This is a genomic window from Thermosporothrix hazakensis (assembly GCF_003253565.1).
GTDB classification, from domain to species: domain Bacteria; phylum Chloroflexota; class Ktedonobacteria; order Ktedonobacterales; family Ktedonobacteraceae; genus Thermosporothrix; species Thermosporothrix hazakensis.
Map to the genome: position 1 here is coordinate 65,236 of NZ_QKUF01000010.1, position 17,784 is coordinate 83,019.

Consider the following 17,784-nt stretch of genomic DNA (forward strand, 5'->3'; position numbering starts at 1 on the left):
GAGCATCAGCCCACAGGCAAGCAGGTGGGCATTGATCTGGGGCTGCGTGCCTTCTTCACTGACTCCGAAGGCAACACCGTGGCTCCTCCTCAGTATCTCCGCAAGGCGGAACGACGGCTCAAGCGGCTGCATCGTCGGCTCTCGAAGACGCAGAAGCGCTCCGCCAAGCGCAAGAAAGCCCGTCAAGCCCTTAGCAAAGCGTATCTCAAGGTGCAACGGCAGCGCGAGGATTTCGCCAGAAAGCAGGCGAACGCGCTTGTCTCGTCTCACGATCCTCTTTGCCTATGAAGCCTTGCAGATCCGCCATCTCGTCAAGAACCGCCATCTGGCCAAGAGGATCGCTGACGCGGCGTGGGGTCGTTTTCTCTTCTGGGTCAGGTATTATGGGAAGGTGCATCGTGTTCCGGTGATCGGGGTGGAACCGGCCTATACCAGTCAGGACTGTTCTCGTTGTGGGCAGCGGGTCAAGAAGAGCTTGAGTATGCGTACCCATCTGTGTCCTGGCTGTGGGCTGCTCCTCGACCGCGATCACAACGCCGCCTTGAATATCTTGCACAAAGCCTTGTCTGGTACCGTCGGGCAGACGGGAACCGACGCTCCGCAAGGAACGTCGAACGCTTCTGGACAGCCTGCCGCTACGCGTCGTCGCTCTGCGGCGGCGCGCAAGCAGGCTGGATGAAGGAAGAATCCCCGCCCTTCTGGCCTGGGGAGTGTCAACAAGATACGCATGTGTAAAACCTCTTTCTTTCTTTTTTAGGTGAGGGGTATACCCTACCCTCACTATGAGTAGTCAGACCGGGCGGCCTGACATACCCATGTGTGAACGTACAGCTAACCCCACGCTTTTAAGCAAAGAAGGTCAAACTCATACGGGTCCATAAACTCCCGTGCGGCGTGCCGTTGAAAACACCGTTGGCAGTAAGGGGTGACACCATGTTCACGCGCCCATTGCACAGCGCGCCCGCGATATGCAACGCCGCCACATTTGACACAAGCGACAGTGAGCGGTTTCACAATACAGCCCCCGCACATGTCACAGAAGAGCCCTCTGTCTTGTACAACTTCGTCAAGATCATCTTGTGTGACCCCCATATGTCATGGACAAACGCCACATCAGATATGAAGTTGTACAGTTCATAGGTCGGGATAACAACATGCGTGCTGTCGTCTATCAGGTAAGGCCGTCTCAACCCGCGTTTGTGCCATATGCGGCCGTCTTTGACATATTTCAATGCATCATCTAGCTTGCCTGAGTCAGCATTTGCGCATTTCAAGCAATGTACCCCATACGGTGTGTTTACAGCTAATAGCCTCATTTTAGTCCCTCATTTCTTTTCCGTTTAGAGTATGTGTTGCCCGTCCGTATCACATACAATGCGGGGCCGCGAGTATATTTCGGTTCTCGCTCTGACTAAGGAACTAGGGGCACCCGAGAAGGTATTATTTAATTACACTTTTGAGCGCCACCGCTTCCCACCAAGTACTAGGGTGTATGTTACAGTCGAAGATGCGGAGAAGTTGAGACAATGGTACAGTGCTAAACCAGGGCAGGTAGCGTCCGAGTCAGGATTTATAAGTGTGCAAGAAGCTGCCCGAAAGCTGGGGATACATACTGAAACAGTTAAAGCGCGCGCGAGGCGTTTAAAAATCCCCACCAGCAGGTTCTTTAAGGATTCTAACCTGTATATTCATAAGGATGCTTTGGAGAAGCTTGCTCTCCGTCCTCGTTTCAATAGGGCGCGCGCGTTCCCATACGTTAAAGACGAGGCAGGCGTTTTATATATCGCTATACCCGAAATTTGTAGACAGATGTCTGTAACTCGGCAGTGCGTAAATGACGCAGTGAGGCGAAGAGAATACACAGTTTACCGCGGCTCGAGAGGAATAAATTCCATTATAGGGTATATCCTCAAGCGAGACTTTTGTGACTTGGTGTCTAAGAAAAGTATTGACCCCGAAACTCTCCCCTGGGACACCGCGAAATTAGATGAGATGAGCCCGCGTGAAAAGTAACACCCGGGCTTTTCTGATATAATATATAGAGATAACTATGTAGACACCTGGTTCCCTCCAAGCTCTCTACGAGGTACTATGCCAAAATCCACCACGAACCCCCCTACTCATCTGACCTCCGATCCAGTGGCTTTCGCTCGGTTTTTCCTCAAACAGCCGAGCGGGGAGCCCCTGGAGCCCCACGCGGGGCAGGTAGAGCTCCTGAGCAACATCGCCCCTCTCACAGTGGTATGTTGTGGACGCCAGTGGGGGAAGTCGGTGGCAATGGCTATTTATGCTGTCTGGTTCTCCGTAACACATGCGAACAGGCAGATATACATCATCGCGCCAACTATCGACCAGGCTCGCATCATTTTCAATGAGATCGTGCTTCAGTTCCGAATGGCGCCACTCTCAGCGCTCGTCGTCGGCAAGATTAACGAGTACCCCTTTCCCCGGCTCCGGCTGGCGAATGGCACCGAGATACATGGCCGTGGTGCGAATAGCCCTCAGTTTTTGCGCGGTAAGAAATGCCACCTTGCCATTGTCGATGAAGCGGCTTTTTGCAAGGACGAGGTGCTAACCGATGTCATTGAGCCGATGATGACCGTTACAGGGCGAGAGAAAGACAGCGGTATTATCCTCATCTCGACCCCATTTGGTCAGGGGGCTTTCTATGACTATTTCCGCGCGGCGCAGCGGTGCGATGACGGCTCAATGCGCTGGTTTCACTTCCCGTCAGAGACCAACCCGCACGCAGACAGGAAGTTTCTCGCACGAGTCAAGTCGCGTTACGGCGAGGACTCAATCACGTGGCGTACCGAGTACCTTGCTCAGTTCGTTGATGACGATCTTTCCGTGTTCCCGTCGTCACTTATTAAGGCTGCATATGAACGGTATCCCTATCTCGATGGTGATGCGCAGCGACCGCGCTTCCCGGTGGCTCCCCAGGAAAACCACCGCTATGTACAGGGTGTTGACCTGGCAAATGTGCGGGACTATTTTGTGAGCGTGGTGCTTGATGTCACCAACCCCGAGCTCATCCCGCTCGTGGGCATGACAAGGCTTCAGAAACGGGGCTACGCCACATACAAGCAGATGCGAGACGCCCACGCGCGCTACAACAGGGCGTCAACCCTGATTGACGCGACGTCGCTTGGTGAAAGCGTGGTCGAAGATCTACGAGACATTGGGGCGGAGGGCTATAAGTTTTCGTCACAATCCAAATATGAGGTTGTGTCAGAACTGGCCAGGCTCTTTGCTGAGAAACGAATAGCCATTCCTTACAACAGAGAGATTATTAGTGAGCTGACAAATTTCAGCTACGAATACACGAAAAATAAAACTTTGAAAATGGAAGCGAAGCGGGGCCATGATGATATTGTGATGAGCCTGGCTTTGGCGGCGCATTTGGCATTGAAGCCGACATCTTTGGGGCTGTTCACCGGTGTTTCCCTCTCACCTGGCTTCTCACCCCCGCGAAGCCGCGATCCATGGGCAGAGTTGTTCCAGGATGATTGATCTAATCTACTGCGCCGGGGGAAACAAACGTCTCCAGGAGGTCGCCCTTGACGAGGGGTGGTTACTCGGGCTACGGTCGGATTCGTCGCTTTCACCGTTCCCACAGCAGTTTGTGGACGTGGATTACAAGAACCCCGATTTTCTGCGGCATATCTCTGTTGTCCAGCACTATCGCCCCAAATACGCGACGGTACCAGACTTGCCAGAGTCAGGGACGCAAGCGACTGACATCATGAGGGTCCTTCGGCAGCGAGATCTACTCGCCCCATATTGTGGCACTGTGTTTGTGGTGCCTAAGCTCCATATCCAGGTCTTGGCTTTGCCCGCTGATGTTGCAATCGGGTACTCTGTCCCGTCCAGCTACGGAGGCGCCCGGTACCCTGTGAGTGCACTGGCCGGCCGAAAGATCCACCTTTTGGGAGGCAGCCCCCGGAAGCAAATGGAGGCGTACAAAGCGCTGGCCCCTATAGCCACGGTAACCAGCGTTGACGGCAATTATGGCCAGAAGATGGCCGTACGGTTCGCTCGATACTGGGCAGATGGTCGATGGCATGATCATCCCGCAAAAGCGAAAGGGTCTCGCGATATCTACTATGAGTGCTGGCAGCGAACGTGCCGGGCTCTCAGGGAGGCGTGGACCCAATTAACAACAGAGGTGACTACAAAGAAGGAAAGGTAGGATATATGAGCGAGAGCTTGCTGATCAAGGCGTATACAGTGGTACGCCGGTCTCTACTCCGTTCCCGCGGCTCTCGCGGCGCTCTTTCTGACTATAAGCCAGGGCAGCTCGGGACCGGGCAACCACCCCAGACTGTGGCCAGTGACGGCACGCTGGTAACCCCAGAGCGAAAGAGGGAGATTGCCCTGAAAACCCCGACGATGGCCGCATGTCTCAATGCGACTATCGACTATGTAACCCCGGTTAAAATCTCTGTGCAACATGTCGACCCGTCTAAGGCAGCCGATCCGGAGCGAGGTCGGTTCATTCTCGACTACCTTGACAAACCCAATAAAAGGGACTCTCGCAAACACTTCCTTGAGGCTATTTATCGCGATTTGATCGTGCTGGGGTATGCCGCTATTGAGATTGAACGCGACAGTAGAGGGCGGCCTGCAAACTTGTACCCCCTCGACGCGGCGCGGCTTCAGATTGACTTTGACGAGCACGGCAATGTCCTGGGTTACAACATGCGCGACAGCCTGGGAAACATCATTAAAGGTGAAGGGGGTCACACCTGGAAATCTGCTGATGTAATTTTTCTGAAGCGGGATTCCAGCTCGTCAAGCGTCTACCCCTTTTCGAGATTGGACCAGTTGTATGCGTGCGCGGTTATCGAGTCGCTCATGCTTCATTTTATTGGGTCGAAATTCACCGAGGGAAACATCCCTTATGGAGTGCTGAGCCTGGGTGACCTGACGGAGCAGGAGCTTAAGCTAGCGGTTGAGAGCTGGAATCAGCAGGCGCAGAGTAACCATAGGATCCTGTTGACCGGTTCTCGCGGGGACATGAACTGGGTCGAGTTCGGCTATGCACTGAAGGACTTAGATGCCACGGCGTTGTTGCACGAGGTGCAAGCGAAAATCATGGCGATTCTGGGTGTTACAGCCAACGAGCTTGGACAGGCTGCCGACGTCAATAAGTCCAACGGATTCAACCTGTCATATACCTTCAAACGGCGCGCTATTGACCCGCTTCTTCGCGAGTTCACAGGTACCATGACCCGCCGCCTGCTCTGGGATGAGCTACAAATGCTAGACCTGGCGCTTACGTATGACGAGGTCGACAGCCGCGACGAGCTGCTTCAAAGGCAAATCGACGAGATAGCGTTTAAAAACGGATTCGCCTCGATTAACGAGATACGAAACGCGCGCGGTGAGCCATCCATTGAAGGTGGGGATGAACATGTTGTAATTCTGGGGGCGACAGCACTCCCTGTTAGAATGCTGACAAAGTATGCGGAGGCACAGCTAGAGGCCCTCGTTAATCCTCCAATGTTTGGCGCCCCAGGTCAGCCGCAACCAAAGGAGAACAAGCGCCCGGGGGAGCAAAATCAGGAGCGGAAAGCCCCCGGAGACGCGCCGCAAAAACCGCGCGGCACGACCCAAAAACTGCGAAATACCGGACTCCGTAAAGAGGACACGCATGGATAAAAATACATTGTACCGGTCCCTGCTAGAGGCAGTACGAGAGCTTTATGAGGAGCGGAACGACCGTGTGCAGAAAGCGGCTTACGTCATCAAAGCCTGGCAATCCGCGAATCGTGTGTATATCGAAGGGTGGGCATCAACAGATGATGAGGACCGGCAGAAGGACGACGTACCACCTGAAGCCTTCTTGCATTCCCTCCCCGCGTACTTCGGGGCAAAGGCCCCTCTTATGCTCAATCATCAGCCGTACCAGATCGGCTACTTACAGAAAGTAGCACTCATTCGAGAGGGCAAGTCATCCTACGAGATTTCTCATCCTGATGACCTGGCAGAGTTCGAGTACCAGCCTGTTTCGGGGACAGGGGTATATGCTCGAGCGGCCCTGACACACGAACAGGCACCTGAGCTGCTGACGAAGGCCGCCGGCTTCTCCTTTGCCGGGCGTGCGAAGAAGAGAGTGCGCAAGGCTACAGGCGGCTGGCACCTTATCCAGATTGACCCCCTGGAAGAGGTTACGCTAGCGGTGTCCCCTGCCGTCCCAGTAAACCCTAATGCGCTCATTATGAGAGGAAGAGAAGAGCATGCAAGTAAACATTGACGAGTTCCTCACCAAGCTAGAGGAACGCTTAACAAAAGCCGAGACGCCATCACAGCCCGAGCCGAAAGCTGAGAGCGTATCCCTTGAATCTATCAAGGAGGTTCTGTCGGAGTTCTCCCGCCAAATCACACAGGAGGTCGAGACCAAACTGCAAAAGGCCACAGAGCTGACCCGCCAGGAAGGCACTGGGAGCAAAGCCGTGGTGGTTGACCCCATGCAGGACAGCCCGGCGGACTATATCCTGCGAAAATGTGCGTCTGGGGAGGAACTCACGCCGGAAGAAAAGACCCTGGCATGGGGCCTAACGAAAGAATATCTTGCACAAGGCTTGAAAGATTAGGAGATAAGAATGTCGCTTCCTACTGATGATTTAATTCGCAAGGCACTCACCCAGACAAACAACCTTACGGCGATTATCCCCAAGCTCTGGGCAAGTCAGCTTGAAAAAAATCTCCGCAGAAACGCGGTCTTACAGCAGCTTTTGACTGAAAATACTGATCTTTTGGGTTCTCCGGGCGATACAGTATATATCCCGTCGCTTCCTGATCTTGACGCGGCTGCTGATCTGTCTGAAGGCGTAGACATCAATATCGAGGCATTGAACAATGCGAATTCCGTGCCTCTTGTTCCGGGAGAGAAGGGCAAGGCCGTTTCGATCACACGTAAAGCGCTTGATCGAATGAAGTATGACGGTATGGCTGAAATCCTTGACCGTCTGGCAGATGCAATGTCGCAGAAAATCGAATCCGACATCGCTGCGTTATACAACAAGTCGGTGCCCGGCAACCCATCTGCAAAACTTGCCCAGGTATACCCAGGGGGCAAAGCGCCTAACACGATTACTCCTGACGATCGGATGTCCAGTGATGTCATCCTGGACGCGCTCACTATGCTCAAAGATTTGTATAACACGCCCTGGGAAGATGGCTTATGGCGACTTGTCATCACAAACAAGCAATACCGTGACCTCCTTAAAGACGATAAGGTCCGCAATGACCTCCGCTATGCTTCACCGCAAGTTATGTTGCGTGGGGAGGTAGGCGTTCTGCACAACACCCGCATCATCGTGTCTCATCACCTTACTGAACTTCAGGAGGGTGCTACAGATGCAAAGGCGACAACCAACGTCGCGCTGCTAGTCGCCCCGCGTTGGGCTTTCATCGCGTGGAAGCGTCGCCCTGAATTGACGGTCGACCCAACCCTGTATGACTTCGGTCGCCGCAAACAGTTCGGTGTGACGGCTGATTATGACATTCAGCTTGTGCACCCTGAAAGGGCGTTAGCGATTCACACTGCTGTGTAGGTGTGGATATGGTAGAGTACTGTACTCTTGAGGATGTCAGGCGCGCTCTTGACATCCGCACCACGCAGCAAGATGACTGGATTGCGTCCCTCATTATGCAGGCCAGAGACACCATTGACCGATATGTCGGGTACTCCTTTCAGGATTTTCCTGATGACGTGCGGTGGTTCTCGGGCCGGGGACGCGACATCCTGATTACTGGCTACATCAGACAGATAAAGCAAGTTATTGAAGTCGGGTACAATCCTGCCCTCGGTACATTCGCAGCCGGAGAGCGGGATATCACATATGATTGCATGTTGTGGCCCGAAGATGAAATACCCGCCTTCGGAATCGCGCGCGTTTCGGGTGAGCCTTTCCGGGAGGGCCGTCGAAATTACCGCGTTGTGGGTCATTTCGGGTTCTCGACGGTGCCAGAGACGATCCGGAGAGCTTGTACCCGCCTGGTAACACACTGGGTCAAAATGCGCGACACAGCCTATTCAGACACCGTGTCAGAACAGGGGTCGATCCGCCAGAAATACACAAAGGAAATGCCCCCCGATGTGATCGAACTCCTCAATCTATATCGATGGAAGGGGTTCCACGCGTGATTCTACGATTAGAGATTGATGACCCTGGTGACCTGTTTCAGGTTGATTTCGAGGCAACGATCAAACGGGAGCTGCACCAGGGCACCGACAACCTGCGCGATCTGTTGCTCGGGCGGATTGTAGATCGTACACCGCATCTCAAGGGGGCCTTGCAGCGAGACGAGACAGGCAAGTTTAACACCGATCCTGCTGACCCTCTGCTCGTTGCGATGTACACAGAGTCTGACGATCAGATGCAATGGTGGGGTCGCGTTTATGACATTTATGTCGAGGGAGGTCCTCTCGGGGATAACTCCCCTACTATCACTCGGCCTGCGCGCATGTTCTGGCAAGGTGGAGAAAAGGACATTCCAGCAATCGAAGATTGGGCCGCAGGGCGGCTTGAAATAGCTGCTATGGCTATTGCCTCTGGGAAAGGTGAGAGATGACGGAATACCCTGTTGACAGCCCCTTTCTCCCCGGTGACGCTCTTGTTGGCCCCATTATCAGGCAGATAGCGGCCATTATCCGTCAGCAGGTTGCTGGGGTCTCTATTGTGTATGAGACCCCACCTGACGCGCCGCCCGAACATAACGGTGTTCTCCTCGCGCTCTCCGGCTTTCGTATCATCTCTGACACGAATGGCAAGTTACTTGTTTCGGTACGCGTCGGGGTCCGGCATATGATACGACGGGCGTCGTTCGACGAAAATATAGCTGAGGCATATGCCTATATCATGCCATATCTACAGGCGTTCAGCGCATGGCGTAACCAGACGCTTAATGGCCTCGCTAGACAGGTGACACCCACACATGGTGGAGTGACCCAGCTTGTTGCGTCGGGGCAAACATTTGTCTGTCTCATTGTTAATTTGGACGTCCTCACAGAGTTCAACATCCCCACGAGTTAGGAGTCCCATAAATGGCGATTAGTAAGAAGTCATGGCTAGGGTTCGGTGTCGAAACGACCCCAGGTGTTGCCCTGGCCGCCCCTTCGGTGTTTCATCCGTGTAAGTCGGTAATGAAGGGCGCGAAAAAGCGCGAGCAACTGAAAGAAGAGCGCGGGAATCGCGATGCTGTTTACGGGTTGGTCGACACCGCCCGCGACGGGTCTACGGACCCGAAAGGGCCGTTTTACGTCGATACGAGCCCGTACTTGATGCTCGCTGCCTTCGGTTCTACCGTCGCGGTTCAACCTGACCCGGAAAATGCACCTGATGTGTACCGGCATCTCTTCGAGCTGGCGGACATTCCTCCCACCCTGACCTTGTTTAAAAGCTATGACGCTGCTGTATATGTGGCTTCATACGCCGCTGTTGAGAAATGGTCACTCAAGATTAATTCGGACGGAAAACTTATTGAAAACGAGGTGACGTTAAAGCATCGGTATCCAGTCAAGTATGAAGGCCAGGCGATCACCCCGCGGTTCACGCCTACGCTGCCTTTTGCTGGTTACGCGCCGCGAATCAAGTTAAACGGCACCGAAACAGCGGATATCACCGAAATTAATATTGAGTTTAGCCAGAAGCTCACTTTGTGGCATCCAGCCCACGGGTCGCTTGACTACGAAGCGGTGTACTTTGGGGAGCGCGAGGTGAAATGTGATTTCACTGCCCGGTTTGACAACGACTCTCTGTACCAACGCTACATGAAAGGCCTGGACGACAGTGTTGAGATCACCGTCATCGGGAACACGCTGACCACGGGCGCCACTCCCCTGTATGAAGAGCTAAAAATTACCATCCCTCAAATCTCATATGACAGTATGGACCACGACCTCGGGAAAGACAATGTCCTTGTAAAAGCAAAGACAACTGCGGTCTCTGGCGCCTCAGGGCTTATTCACGCTGAGGTCCAAAACAAGGTGAAGGAGTACAAGTAATGGCGGACAACATCACGGATTTCCCTGCACAGGGTGACAACGAGACGTTCTACTATGATGACTTCTTTGTTCCCGAGGATGACCCTGGCGAGAAGGTATATATCGAGATGGATGGTCGACAGGTACCATTCTGGATTAAGAGAAAACTGAGTATGGGTGACCGGGAAGCAGCAAAGCGGGCATCAGTGAAGAAGCGCTTCAAGTCGAACGGACAGGTAGAGATCTCAGATATCGACGAAGGTGAATTTGCTCTTGAATTGGTTGTGCGGTGCGTGAAAAAGTGGCCTTTTAAATATCGTGACGGCCGCCCGGTACCAATAAACCGCAACACCGTCCGCGAGATGGTTGGCGACGCTGCTGATGCTTTGTCTCTCCTTATTCTCGACCGCCTCAAGAAAAAGGACGACGCCAAGAAGGCTTTTTAGAGTCCTTCCGTGAGGAGCTCCGCCGGTCATTTCTCACGGAAGGGTCCGACGAAATACACATCCCACCCACCTCGTTCGCCTTTCGCATTCACTGCTATGAGTCGTTCGGGTGGCTCCCTAAAGATATCGCCCTGATTCCAGAGGATGAAGCTGACCTTCTCGCGGTGTATTTTGAGGAAACGGCCAGGCACCAACGCAAGGAAACACAGCGCATGAGGCGGGAGTCAGGGCAGGGGCAGCCGGATTCAGTAGCGGACTTAATAATAGGAGACGATGACGAATGAGTGAGGCGCGCGTAGGACTCCGCGTTTTTCTAGAGGATAGCGCTTCTGACGGGTTCCAGCAGTTGCAACGCGAGATCCGAGAGGTAAAGCAGGAGCTTGAGGAGCTTGAGCGTGCCATGCATAGCGCCGTGGCCGCTTTTGGTGACCTCGACACAAAAACATCCAACCTGGTTTCTGCCCAAAAACGTCTGGCAGACGCGACCCAACAGGCATACAGAGAGCAACACAACTTGCTGCGGGCTTTGAATGATCTCACATCAGAAACCAGGAAACTGGAAACCGCCGTAGACAAGACATCCTCACAACTGCGTACTCTTGGGGACTCAGCACAAAGCACCTCCAACGATATTAATTCCTTGACACGCCAGACCGACCTGGCAACAGTATCCCTCCGTACCCAGGGGGATGAGGCCAGAGACGCAGCAAGCGAAACCAAGCACCTTGAAAATGCTATCAAAGAAGCTGCGAAGGCGGAGAGTAAGTTAGGAACTGCCGCAGGGAAAGCCAACTCGAAAATAGAGGAACAGGGCAACAAATCTTCGGTGGCCGCCAGGGAAAAACGAAAGCTAGGGGACGCGGCAATTGACGCAGGAATAGGAGAGGAAGAGCTGTCGCGGGCGGCAAAAGATGCTGCCACGTCTCTCAGCAAATCAGGGTCGGAGGCCAGAAGAGCCAGCATCGCTATGAGAAGTTACGCCGCGAGCACCTTAAGTGCGACAAGTGCCAGCCGCAGCCTTGCAAGCGCTACAACGAGCGCGGCCGGCGCTCACACTACAGCGGCGGGCGCGGTTGGTGCGCATGCCCTTTCGTTGCATAAGCTAACAGAGGCGGTTGACTTCCTGGATGATGTAGGGGAGGTGGCCGGTCCGATCATCACGTTCATGTGGGAAGCGCTGGCAAAGGCCAGTGAAACATCAATGGAATTTGATGAGGCACTTTCTTCCCTTGCCGATCATGCCAACCTCTCCGCCTCGCAGACCGCTCTTCTGAAGACTCAAATTGAGGAGCTGTCCCACGCATCCACATTCTCGGCAACAGATATCGCGAAGTCGTTCGATCTTCTCGCTCAACGCCAGAATAGTCTGACTGATGCCCTCAATAAGGGGTTAGGCCAGGCGATCATTAACCTGGCCGCGGCTACCAACACAGAACTGGAGCCGGCGACCGAGTTGATGAACACCGCTCTAGAAACGTTCGGTTTGAACGCGCAAAATGCTACTGATATTGCTGATATGTTTTACCTGGCGAACCGCAACGGTGTGCGAGATATCACAGATCTGAATGACTCGATGGAGTCGTTGGGAGGATATGTCAAGACGCTCCACATCAGTTTCAATGGATATCTGGGAACCATCTCAGCGCTGGCAAGCAGCGGCATCCCGAATTTGAGCACCGCAACAGATGTCCTCAGCGGCTTCCTCAAGTCCCTGGTTGCACCAAGCGACAAAGCAGTCAAAGCGCTCTCTGATCTGGGTCTTATAGAGGTCAACACGGCTGTTGACGGTGTTGAGGAGTTAAATAATAAGATTGAAAGTCTGGGTGGCAGCAAGGTTCACATCGAAAATACCGCGACCAGCTTGCTGGCCCTGTATGACACAGCGGAAAAGATGGGAGCCCTTGACAGTGACAAGTCGTTTTTCGAGTGGGCAGAGTCTATCGGGGCACTCGACTCGAAATTTTTCGACCTCAACGGGAATCTGAAGCCGCTCCCGGAGCTCATCAGGTTAGTCGGAGACTCAATGAAAGGGCTGCCTGACGCGGATAAGATTTCAAAGCTGTCTCAGATCTTCGGGGTTGACACGTCCCAGGCAGCGCAGCTTGCCAACATGGATCCATCGAAAGCGTTAAATCTTTCAAATCAGATGGGGCAACAGAAAGATGGAGTACAGAGCCAGGCCGTGGTGAAGGCGGCGCAAGATTGGGAGCATCTGCATAACGTGTTGCAGCGCACAAAAGGGGAGTTGTCCAATGTGCTTGCAATTATGGGCACCCCTATCAATGCAGCCCTCACGCCTCTTTTAACGGTTTTTAACAACATGCTTGTCTCCCTGCAAAGGCTGTCACCGGAGGCGCGAACATTCATAGGTACATTCCTGACAGTCGCTGCGGTGCTCACCCCCTTGCTGCTTATAGTGGGCATCATGGCTGTGATGTTGTCTCTCATGGGGCCGTGGGTTCCTCTCTTCGCAGGGGTCGCGGCGGGGATCGCCTTAGTCGCGACAGGCGCTGGTTTATTCGCAGCACATTGGGGAGCCCTGGCGCCAGTCTTGCAGAAGACGGTTGCGGCGTTGAAGCCGTTCGCTCCTGCGCTCGCATTTGCAGGTGTAGCGATAGCCGGTTTTCTCCCCTTTGCGGGAGGTTTGACTAAAGCTATCGCAGCAAGCAAATGGACCTCTTTATCTGGTATGGCGGAAGGGCTAGCGCGCGTAGCTGGCTCTCTTACTCGCATCGTAGCCCATCCCATTTCCTCTATCACTTCTCTGGCAACGGGGATAGGGAAGCTCGCGTCATCCGGATGGGCTGGGATTGACAAGGGTATGGCTCTGTTAGCTACAGGGATAGAGCGTCTTGCGATACAAGCTGTGACCGCTGTCCCTTCTGTCATCGCCTTCGGTGTGCCCTTCCTGGCGATCGCGGCAGTGATAGCAATCCTTGCACTTGGATTTTTTGTCCTCTGGCAGCGCCTCGGTGGTCTGCAAGGAGTCATTAAGACCTTCAAGCCGCTCTGGGACGGAATCGTGTCGTCCTTCCAGAATGTCCTGAAGGTAGTACAGCAACTATGGCAGCAAGGGATTCAGCAGCTACAGCAGCGGTTCCAACAACTCCAAACTTCCCTTAACTCCGTGAAGCCCGCCATCGCAGGTGTGGCGACGGTGCTAGGGGCCATCCTGACCGTCATAATCTCAGTTGGAGGGGGAATCATTCACGGGCTGATTGGCGCAATAGCGCCCGCCTTCGCGTTAATCATGAATCTGGTTAACTCCGTATTCCAGGTATTCACCGGCATGATTCAATTCTTCATGGGAATCTGGTCGATTATACAAGGTATCTTTACTGGAAACAGTGAGTTAATACAAGCCGGATGGGAATTACTGTGGACAGGTGTTCAGAACATCGTGATGGGCATATGGAATGGGCTTGTGTCGTGGTTCACAGGTCTGGCAGGCATTGTGCTTGGGATCATTAGTGGCTTCATCAAGGGTTTCATCGACTTTTTCACACAACTATGGATGAAACTTGTAGGAAACTCCATTGTGCCTGATGTGGTACGGGCTATCATCAAATGGATCTCTGATATGCCCGGGCAGGTGCTTGGAAAGATCGGGGCATTCGTCTCCCAGATGATTGGAAAATTTGGTGAGATGGCTAACCAGGCAAAGGGGAAAGCCGGCGAACTGGTAAACAATGTGACCTCGACCATACAGGGACTTGGAAGCAAGCTTCTAGAGGCGGGGCAGAACGCAATACATATGTTCGCAGATGGCATTCGCAACGCGGCAGGGGCGGTAACAGACGCAATATCGAATGTGGCTGGGAAAGTCAAAGAGTTCTTAGGATTTAACTCACCTCCGAAAGGTGGCCCGCTGTCAAACTCAGACACGTACATGCCTATCATGATGAGTATGTACGCCCGCGGTATTCAGGACCACAAGCCCATGCTCCTGTCTGCCGTCGAGGATGTGGTTACGGGAATGCACACGACCTTTACATCTCCAAAGCTTACCCACATGGGCTACCAGAACGCCTTTGAGGCGCGCTTTGGGAACATGAACTTTAACCTATCCGTGAATCTGGACGGGAAGCAGATAGCCGGCGCTGTCGCTACCCAGGTGGTCGCGCCTATCCGACTCAACGGGTTGCACAGGGCATGGAGGTAGTGGATGAGCGACCCAAGAGGTATCACCAGGGGAGGCCTCCGTGTTACCCTCGCGGGTGTCGATATCACTGACTACGTGCAAGAGGAATCAATCAGTATATCTGACACCCTCGCGCAGGGAGCGGGTAGCGGTAGCGGGGGGCGATCACGGTCCTCCACCTGTAGTTTTTTGACTACCCTCGGCCCGCTATCTACAGCCGTCGGTAGTGGGACACGGGCGGACTACCCGGCTCTCGTACGCAACGGCGAGGTAGTCATCTTTGACAGTAATGGCGATCGGGTCTACGGAGGGTATGCCGTCAAATTCAGTGACCAAACTGATCGCACGACTATCTACACGAAAATCGAGTGTCACGATTACTGGCAGGCTCTGGACCGTGTTCTTATCACAGAAGTGTTCACAGGGGTGACCGATCTTGAGATAATTACCGCCCTCCTCAAGAAGCACGCCCCCTGGGTCGACCGTTCCTTGATTCCAACCCGAAAGACCGCTTTCTTCTTTTCGTTGCGACGCTACCGCAATGAAACGCTCTTGAAGGCGTTACAGAGCATCATTGACATCACCGGGTACACTGCCTGGATTGATAATAATAAGCGGTTTCACTATGTCGCGCCTACCGAAAACAGCTCAGCTCCATTCGGGCTCTCCAACACGCCAAACTTTAGAACAACAATGCAATTTGGCGTGGATAGCTACGAGCAGGACGACACGGCCGCTATCAACCGCGTGTACTTCCACGGAGGGAAGCGACCTAGTGAGGATTTTGAGCAAGACCTGAGCACTCAGGCGAACGGGCGTAACGACACGTTCGTGCTGGCATACTACCCCCGTATCGCTTCTGACGGCAAAATCCACGTCTATGTCAATGGCACCGAGTTGCAACTAGGGTACTCTCCCGGGGCAGAAGACCAAAACAAACTTATCAGGGAAGGCGGCACCGCGGAGGTGCTCGTTAACCCTGATGCTCTGACACTCACCTTCAACACACCGCCGGCCGCCGGATCTACGGTGTCTTGCGTCTATCGGTACCAGCTCCCCCTTGTGTTGGTTGTCACCGATGAAAAGAGCCGCAGATACTACGGCCAATACCTTGACGGCTCCCTCTCCAACGACACTGTATTCGATCCTCAGATTGCGATACAGCGGGCCAGGGTATTGCTCTATGAACAGGCCTATGGTCTGGTTTCCCTCAAGGTCCGTTGCTGGCGCGCGGGGCTCCGAGCCGGGCAAATAATCAGGGTAGACCACAGCATCCGGGGTATACACGGGTCCTTCCTCATCCAGAGTGTCGACACAAAGCCACTAGGAGGAGGGGTGTTTGAATACACGCTACAACTTGGCTCGTGGAATTGGGACCTCGCGGACGTCGTTATGATGCTGATGGCCAGGACCCAGCCCACAGACGAGGCGACCGAGGAAGAGGAAACACTTGTTGTGGCGCAGGAGGCATACGAGGAACTTGGGGTACAGTTCTCTCTCTCCTACTCAGCGCAAGTATCCGGCCACTATTATGCGACAGATGTAGCACTACACGATGGGGGAGACGCATATGCAGGATTCTCATCAATCTAAGCTTGGCATTCAGGCCCTATGGACAGTCAAAGAAAAGCTCTGGCTCCCCATCTCTCGTCGGTGGGTATGGGTGCCCGCAACGCGAAACAAGAATACATTTACGACCCACGGGATTACCGCGTTAGCATCGGCAATCGGAGGGAACTACCGTCCCCCGGTCTACCTGGTAATAGAGTCACTATCGTCAACGCTACTCGCGACTATCCCCGCCGGGGCTATGACGATCCAGGTAACGGAGCAAATCGACCAACCCGGAGACACCCAGATCGTTATCGATCCTGGCGGGGCGGCGCAGGAGATACTGGAGTTCAGTGGGGTAGTGGTTGGTAGCAGTGGTGTCGTTTACACGCTAACCACCCCGACTACCCAGCCGCACGACATGGGCACCAGAGTGACCCGGCACGTACGTTCCACCGATACGATGAGCAACATCCTCCGTGAAGTTCCTTACGATCCTGTTTACGCCCCGCTTCAACGCATTGAGTCTGTCGCGGGGTATAGCGGAGGCGCAGGGCAGTACACTATCCAGTTTTACCTGACTGCCGCGATGGCGCAAACGTACATTTCTCACATCGGCTTGTCTGATAGTGGGGAGGTAGGTCAGGGGAATTTGCACAACCACTGCCTGCTTGGGTACGACCACTCCGGGAAGAACACCGATATATCGATAGATGGAAATGTAGTTATATCCAATATCTAAGAATGACAGGAGAACTATGCCTCTACACGAACGTGTGAACGGGCGCACGAGCGACAGTCTTATCTCAGCCGAATGGTTCAACGAATACTATCGCCTGTTGACTGGCAAAATGTCTGATCAGCCCGTGCAAATTGCCCAAAATCTCACTCTCCGGGCGATCAGTAGTAAACCTGTTGCACCTGGCGTTGTTACAGAGACGGGGACTGGCCTGACAGCGGGGACATACAAATATGCTGTTACATTTTGTAGCCAGGATGGCGAGTCTCTCCCATCGAATCAGGTGCCAGTGACAATAGGAACAGACGGGAAAGGTATCGTCCGGCTTACAAATATCCCCGCTGGCCCTCTGGGCTGTACCAAGAAGCGCGTGTACCGTACAAAAGCGGGCGCCTCCACCTTGTATAGACTCGCAGAGATAGTGGCAGATGCCACAGAATACGTCGACACGACTCCGGATGCTGCCCGCCCGCAGCAACTCACAGAGGCTCCCAAAAACCCGACATTTGGAGGGGCGCTGATCTTTGCCGACGAGACAGGGAAGCCCTTGCTGACTATCTGTAATGACGGGTCCATCGTCGGGTCTGGCGGTGGAACCAGTATCGGAGGGACGTCGATCAACGGCGATCTGACTGTGTCCGGCAAATCCCTCCTGGACAACGGCGCCATTAAGACAGACGGTGCGGGCCGCATTACATTTGAGCGCGGTGAAATTCGTATGGGGGTCAACGGCAACGCAGGGAACGTCCTCATTGCCGATACGAATGGCGACCTGTATATCAAGACTCGCCAGGTGGGGTCCTACATAGGCGCGATCCGATTCCATGTACCGGACTCTGTTCCCGTGGTATCGTTTACCAAAGACGGTATTGAGGCAACTGGGAAATCGATCAGTTGCAAGACTCTCAATGTC

Annotated in this window: 16 protein-coding genes and 1 pseudogene; 16 read left to right on the forward strand and 1 reads right to left on the reverse strand. The window is 53.8% G+C overall.

From position 1 onward, the window contains the following. The 16 genes and pseudogenes from EI42_RS15490 to EI42_RS33305 form a co-directional block, all read left to right on the forward strand. A pseudogene (locus EI42_RS15490) lies at positions 1 to 679 on the forward strand (RNA-guided endonuclease InsQ/TnpB family protein); the annotation flags it as partial. 1,412 nt (positions 680 to 2,091) lie between these two features. Further along, a complete protein-coding gene (locus EI42_RS15505; protein WP_111323532.1) occupies positions 2,092 to 3,513 on the forward strand; it encodes a terminase large subunit domain-containing protein in 1,422 nt (473 codons plus the stop codon). After that, positions 3,506 to 4,192, forward strand: a complete 687-nt coding sequence (locus tag EI42_RS15510) for a DUF6610 family protein (RefSeq protein ID WP_111323533.1) — start codon at positions 3,506 to 3,508, stop codon at positions 4,190 to 4,192. Before EI42_RS15505 ends, EI42_RS15510 begins: the two co-directional genes overlap by 8 nt. A gap of 5 nt (positions 4,193 to 4,197) precedes the next feature. Beyond that, a complete protein-coding gene (locus tag EI42_RS15515) occupies positions 4,198 to 5,664 on the forward strand; it encodes a phage portal protein (protein ID WP_111323534.1) in 1,467 nt (488 codons plus the stop codon). Next, positions 5,657 to 6,259 carry a hypothetical protein gene (locus tag EI42_RS15520; RefSeq protein WP_111323535.1) on the forward strand — a complete coding sequence of 201 codons (603 nt, stop codon included), beginning with the start codon at positions 5,657 to 5,659 and terminating at the stop codon, positions 6,257 to 6,259. The genes EI42_RS15515 and EI42_RS15520 overlap by 8 nt, the downstream gene beginning before the upstream one ends. Next, on the forward strand, positions 6,243 to 6,599 hold the full coding sequence (locus tag EI42_RS15525) for a hypothetical protein (protein ID WP_111323536.1): 357 nt from the start codon (positions 6,243 to 6,245) through the stop codon (positions 6,597 to 6,599). Before EI42_RS15520 ends, EI42_RS15525 begins: the two co-directional genes overlap by 17 nt. Before the next feature lie 9 nt (positions 6,600 to 6,608). Beyond that, on the forward strand, positions 6,609 to 7,562 hold the full coding sequence (locus EI42_RS15530; protein WP_111323537.1) for a phage major capsid protein: 954 nt from the start codon (positions 6,609 to 6,611) through the stop codon (positions 7,560 to 7,562). A gap of 8 nt (positions 7,563 to 7,570) precedes the next feature. After that, on the forward strand, positions 7,571 to 8,155 hold the full coding sequence (locus EI42_RS15535) for a phage head-tail connector protein (RefSeq protein ID WP_111323538.1): 585 nt from the start codon (positions 7,571 to 7,573) through the stop codon (positions 8,153 to 8,155). Next, on the forward strand, positions 8,152 to 8,583 hold the full coding sequence (locus EI42_RS15540) for a hypothetical protein (protein WP_111323539.1): 432 nt from the start codon (positions 8,152 to 8,154) through the stop codon (positions 8,581 to 8,583). Before EI42_RS15535 ends, EI42_RS15540 begins: the two co-directional genes overlap by 4 nt. Continuing rightward, positions 8,580 to 9,044 carry a hypothetical protein gene (locus tag EI42_RS15545; RefSeq protein WP_111323540.1) on the forward strand — a complete coding sequence of 155 codons (465 nt, stop codon included), beginning with the start codon at positions 8,580 to 8,582 and terminating at the stop codon, positions 9,042 to 9,044. Before EI42_RS15540 ends, EI42_RS15545 begins: the two co-directional genes overlap by 4 nt. Before the next feature lie 11 nt (positions 9,045 to 9,055). Then, complete coding sequence (locus EI42_RS15550; protein ID WP_111323541.1) at positions 9,056 to 10,015, forward strand: phage tail tube protein; 960 nt, start codon at positions 9,056 to 9,058, stop codon at positions 10,013 to 10,015. Further along, complete coding sequence (locus EI42_RS15555) at positions 10,015 to 10,440, forward strand: hypothetical protein (RefSeq protein ID WP_111323542.1); 426 nt, start codon at positions 10,015 to 10,017, stop codon at positions 10,438 to 10,440. The genes EI42_RS15550 and EI42_RS15555 overlap by 1 nt, the downstream gene beginning before the upstream one ends. A 280-nt stretch (positions 10,441 to 10,720) precedes the next feature. Further along, the gene (locus EI42_RS15560) at positions 10,721 to 14,602 is read left to right on the forward strand and encodes a phage tail tape measure protein (protein ID WP_111323543.1); all 3,882 of its coding nucleotides are present in this window, start codon (positions 10,721 to 10,723) and stop codon (positions 14,600 to 14,602) included. A 468-nt stretch (positions 14,603 to 15,070) separates the two neighbouring features. Beyond that, positions 15,071 to 16,174, forward strand: a complete 1,104-nt coding sequence (locus tag EI42_RS15565) for a hypothetical protein (protein WP_137685992.1) — start codon at positions 15,071 to 15,073, stop codon at positions 16,172 to 16,174. Positions 16,175 to 16,192: 18 nt separating this feature from the next. Next, positions 16,193 to 16,504, forward strand: coding sequence for a hypothetical protein (locus EI42_RS31935; RefSeq protein WP_137685993.1), 312 nt, complete (start codon positions 16,193 to 16,195; stop codon positions 16,502 to 16,504). A 91-nt stretch (positions 16,505 to 16,595) separates the two neighbouring features. Further along, the gene (locus EI42_RS33305) at positions 16,596 to 16,874 is read left to right on the forward strand and encodes a hypothetical protein (RefSeq protein WP_211326193.1); all 279 of its coding nucleotides are present in this window, start codon (positions 16,596 to 16,598) and stop codon (positions 16,872 to 16,874) included. A gap of 64 nt (positions 16,875 to 16,938) precedes the next feature. Here the strand turns inward: EI42_RS33305 and EI42_RS31940 are convergent, their stop codons facing one another. Further along, on the reverse strand, positions 16,939 to 17,697 hold the full coding sequence (locus EI42_RS31940) for a hypothetical protein (RefSeq protein WP_137685994.1): 759 nt from the start codon (positions 17,695 to 17,697) through the stop codon (positions 16,939 to 16,941). Between the last annotated feature and the right edge of the window lie 87 nt (positions 17,698 to 17,784).

Coding starts and splice junctions, on each gene's coding strand:
- EI42_RS15505 (WP_111323532.1), top strand. CDS start 2,092: ATGCCAAAATCCACCACGAACCCCCCTACTCATCTGACCTCCGATCCA.
- EI42_RS15510 (WP_111323533.1), top strand. CDS start 3,506: ATGATTGATCTAATCTACTGCGCCGGGGGAAACAAACGTCTCCAGGAG.
- EI42_RS15515 (WP_111323534.1), top strand. CDS start 4,198: ATGAGCGAGAGCTTGCTGATCAAGGCGTATACAGTGGTACGCCGGTCT.
- EI42_RS15520 (WP_111323535.1), top strand. CDS start 5,657: ATGGATAAAAATACATTGTACCGGTCCCTGCTAGAGGCAGTACGAGAG.
- EI42_RS15525 (WP_111323536.1), top strand. CDS start 6,243: ATGCAAGTAAACATTGACGAGTTCCTCACCAAGCTAGAGGAACGCTTA.
- EI42_RS15530 (WP_111323537.1), top strand. CDS start 6,609: ATGTCGCTTCCTACTGATGATTTAATTCGCAAGGCACTCACCCAGACA.
- EI42_RS15535 (WP_111323538.1), top strand. CDS start 7,571: ATGGTAGAGTACTGTACTCTTGAGGATGTCAGGCGCGCTCTTGACATC.
- EI42_RS15545 (WP_111323540.1), top strand. CDS start 8,580: ATGACGGAATACCCTGTTGACAGCCCCTTTCTCCCCGGTGACGCTCTT.
- EI42_RS15550 (WP_111323541.1), top strand. CDS start 9,056: ATGGCGATTAGTAAGAAGTCATGGCTAGGGTTCGGTGTCGAAACGACC.
- EI42_RS15555 (WP_111323542.1), top strand. CDS start 10,015: ATGGCGGACAACATCACGGATTTCCCTGCACAGGGTGACAACGAGACG.
- EI42_RS15560 (WP_111323543.1), top strand. CDS start 10,721: ATGAGTGAGGCGCGCGTAGGACTCCGCGTTTTTCTAGAGGATAGCGCT.
- EI42_RS31935 (WP_137685993.1), top strand. CDS start 16,193: ATGGACAGTCAAAGAAAAGCTCTGGCTCCCCATCTCTCGTCGGTGGGT.
- EI42_RS33305 (WP_211326193.1), top strand. CDS start 16,596: ATGAGCAACATCCTCCGTGAAGTTCCTTACGATCCTGTTTACGCCCCG.
- EI42_RS31940 (WP_137685994.1), bottom strand. CDS start 17,697: ATGGAATCGGATCGCGCCTATGTAGGACCCCACCTGGCGAGTCTTGAT.